This window comes from Pseudomonas sp. SST3 (genome assembly GCF_003325755.1).
Genome location: NZ_QORI02000178.1, coordinates 1 through 3,398, shown reverse-complemented (window position 1 = coordinate 3,398; position 3,398 = coordinate 1). Strand labels below are relative to the sequence as shown.

Below are 3,398 nucleotides of genomic sequence, written 5' to 3'. Positions count from 1 at the left end.
TCGTCGCCGGCTTCGACAATCACGTGGGGCGGCACCCACACCTGCACCGCCAGGCCGACGCTTTTGAGCCTGAATGCGGGGCAGGTCCAGGCGTACATCGCCCCAGCGCAAGGTGATGGCATCGCCCGTGCTCATGTTCAGGTAAGGCTCGATGGTCAGCGGAATACCGCGCCTTACCTGGCTGCTGTTGACGCCATGGCGGCGGATCGTCTCGGGCAGGTTCACGGGCGCCAGGTTCTGGTTTTCATCGCCGCCTTCAGGGTTCAGGCGGCGGCGAAGGCTGACCGCCGGGGTAGTTGGTCTTGACCCGCACCAGGGTCACCGCCGAGCGCATCGGGCCATGGCCGATCTGCAAGACCTGGTAGTGGACGCGTGCCGGTCCGTCCTGCACAAAACTCTGCGGTACGCACAGGTGGGTGCACGTGCCGATCTTGCACGCCGTCACCTTGCGCGAGCGGCGAAGCAGTTGTTCCAGAACAGTTCGATCAGGTCGCCTTCTTCCATGCTCGGGTAGGGTGAAATGTCGACTTGCAAGTGGGCGGAGGCCAGGGCGCTGATGCCGTTTCCAATAGCCTGGGGCAGCCTTGGGGCACGGAGCGTGGCCGAGGTTTGAGCGTGTGTCATAAGTAATCTCCTTGGTGCAGCCAGCAGCAATCGTTCCGAAACCTCGACGAACAGGCGCAAGGGGGGTCGAAAGGCACGATTCAGTCAGTAGCCGGGATAGGATCCAATCCTCAAGGCGCTAGATAAGAGGGTTGGCCAGGGAGCGTCAATGGAGGCAAAGGGCTAAACGGTGGGTTTGGCGAGATTCAGACGGGTCTGACGGGGAGGGGGATTTCAAGAGGCAGGCGGCGGGGTCTTTTACGGGTTGGAATGGCGACTCCCTGTAGGGCCTCGCTTATGTGGGAGCTGGCGTGCCTGCGATAGGATCACCCCGGTTGGACTGCTACACCGAGGCGCTTGCATCGCAGGCAAGCCAGCTCCCACACAGAACATCAGTGGGCGAGGAATTTGCTCAGGAACTGCTTGGTACGTTCTTCCCTGGGGTTGGCAAACAGCGCCTTGGCTTCGCCCTGTTCGACGATCACGCCCTTGTCGAAAAAGAWTCACCCGGTTGGCCACATCACGGGCAAAAGCTCATCTCGTGCGTGACGATGACCATGGTGCGGTTTTCTTCGGCCAGGCTGCGAATGGTCGCCAATACTTCACCCACCAGTTCCGGGTCGAGGGCCGAGGTGGGTTCGTCGAACAGGATCACCTCCGGCTCCATGGCCAATGCGCGGGCAATCGCCACACGCTGTTGCTGGCCGCCGGACAGCCGCCTTGGGTAGGACGCTTCTTTGCCTGCCAGGCCGACCCTGGCCAACAGCTTGCGCCCCAGTTCGGCCGCCGCTTCCCGTGGCATCTTCTTGACCACGATGGGGCCTTCGATGACGTTTTCCAGTGCGGTGCGGTGGGGGAACAGGTTGAAGTTCTGGAACACAAAGCCCACATGCTGGCGCAGGCGTCGCACCAGGCCCTGTTGCTGGTTGAGCGGCCTGCTGCTGTCGATCTCGATGTCACCCACCTTGATACGGCCGCTGGTGGGTTCTTCGAGGAAGTTCAGGCAGCGCAGGAAGGTGGTCTTGCCGGAACCACTGGGGCCGATGATGGCGACCACTTCGCCTTCCTTGACCTCCAGGTCGATGCCGTTGAGCACCACCTGACCATTGAATTGTTTGGTCAGTTTTTCAACCACGATCATGCTTCAAGACTCCAGGTCATGCCGGTTGACCCGGTCTTCCAGACGATTTTGCAGATGCGCCAGGATGCTCGCCAGGATCCAGTAGATCAGGGCCGCGGACAGATACATGGTGAAAATTTCGAAGGTACGCGCCGACACCAGTTGGGCCTGGCGGAACAGCTCGGGCACTTGGATGGTGGCGGCCAGCGCCGTGTCCTTGACCAGTGAAATAAAGCTGTTGCCCAAAGGCGGCAACGCCGTGCGCATCGCCTGGGGCAGGATGGCCCGGCGCAACGTCTGCGCACGGGTCATGCCGATACTGGCAGCAGCTTCCCACTGGCCACGCTCGATGGAGGCGATGGCGGCCCGCAGGATTTCACACGCATAGGCAGCCATGTTCAGCGAAAAGCCGATCATGGCAGCAGGGATAGGGTCCAGCTCGATGCCCACTTGCGGCAAGCCGTAGTAGATCAGGAACAGCTGCACCAGCAACGGCGTGCCACGAAAGAACGACACGTAGACCCGAGCCGTCCAACTCAGCAACTTGAAGCGCGAGAGGCGCATCAAGGCCAGGCCGAAGCCCAGCAACAGGCCGAAAAACATCCCGCCGAGGCTGAGGATTACCGTGTAGTACGCGCCCTTGAGCAGAAAGGGCGCGGAGTCCAGCGCGAGTTGGAAACCTGCTTCCATTATTGAGTGACGTCAGCGTTGAAGTACTTCTCGGACAGCGTCTTCAAGGTGCCGTCGGCGCGCAGTTTGTCCAGAGCCTTGTTGACTGCGTCGAGCAATTCAGGCTCGCCTTTGCGCAGGGCGATACCGGATTCCTGACGGGAGAAGGCGTCGCCGGCAGCGGCGGTGTCGGGGGCCTTCTTGGCGTATTCCAGCGCGGCCAGGCGGTCGATCAGGATGGCGTCGATGCGGCCGATGCGCAGATCCTGGAACTTGGTCGGGTCGTCGTTGTAGGTCTTGATAATAGCTTTAGGCTGGTTGTCCTTGAGCCATTGTTCGTAGTTGGTGCCCAGGCCCACACCCACTTTCTTGCCGGCCAGGTCGTCGGCTTTCTTGATCGAGTCGACGTTCTTTTTCAGCACCAGCGCCTGGATGCCGGACACGGTGTAAAGGCTTGGAGAAAATTCGTATTTTTTCTTACGCTCTTCGGAGATGGTCACCTGGTTGACCACGGCGTCCAGGCGCTTGGATTCCAGCGCGGCAAGGATGCCGTCCCATGGCGTGGCTTGCAGCTTGACCTTGACGCCCAGCTCCTTGGCCAGTGCCTCGGACAATTCCACTTCGAAACCGCTGAGCTTGCCGCTTTCATCGACAAAGCTGAACGGTGGGTAGGTGCCTTCCAGGCCGATCTTGATCTCGCCGGCCTTTTTGATGGTGTTCAACTGCTCGCCGGCAACCGCCTGGCCCAGCCAGCCAGCGCCAAGCGCCAGGCCCAAAGTGCCAACCAACAGCGTGCGACGAAATGCGGAAATAGTCATGGAGAGCCCCTGTGTTTTTATGGTGAGCGAAGCAGGTGACGCGGTAGTCGTATCCTGCCCTAAAGTGCGAAGCGCGTCTTCGCCTTCGGCGCGATGATAAAGCGGGTTTTTAAGTCTTGAAAATAATAAAAATACAATTTCATATTCTTTTTGGAAATATGCGCGGCTTGTGTGGCAGCTGGCTTTGC

General features: G+C 60.0%; 2 protein-coding genes and 2 pseudogenes. All 4 read right to left on the bottom strand.

What is annotated here, in order from left to right:
• A pseudogene (locus DQ405_RS26090) lies at positions 1–624 on the bottom strand (hypothetical protein); the annotation flags it as partial.
• A 371-nt stretch (positions 625–995) separates the two neighbouring features.
• Positions 996–1,744: pseudogene (gene tcyN / locus DQ405_RS26085) on the bottom strand (L-cystine ABC transporter ATP-binding protein TcyN).
• Positions 1,745–1,747: 3 nt separating this feature from the next.
• Entirely contained in the window at positions 1,748–2,413 is a 666-nt protein-coding gene (gene tcyL, locus DQ405_RS26080) for a cystine ABC transporter permease (protein WP_003187646.1), read from the bottom strand.
• On the bottom strand, positions 2,413–3,210 hold the full coding sequence (gene tcyJ / locus DQ405_RS26075) for a cystine ABC transporter substrate-binding protein (protein WP_168426461.1): 798 nt from the start codon (positions 3,208–3,210) through the stop codon (positions 2,413–2,415). The genes tcyL and tcyJ overlap by 1 nt, the downstream gene beginning before the upstream one ends.
• Positions 3,211–3,398: the final 188 nt, after the last annotated feature.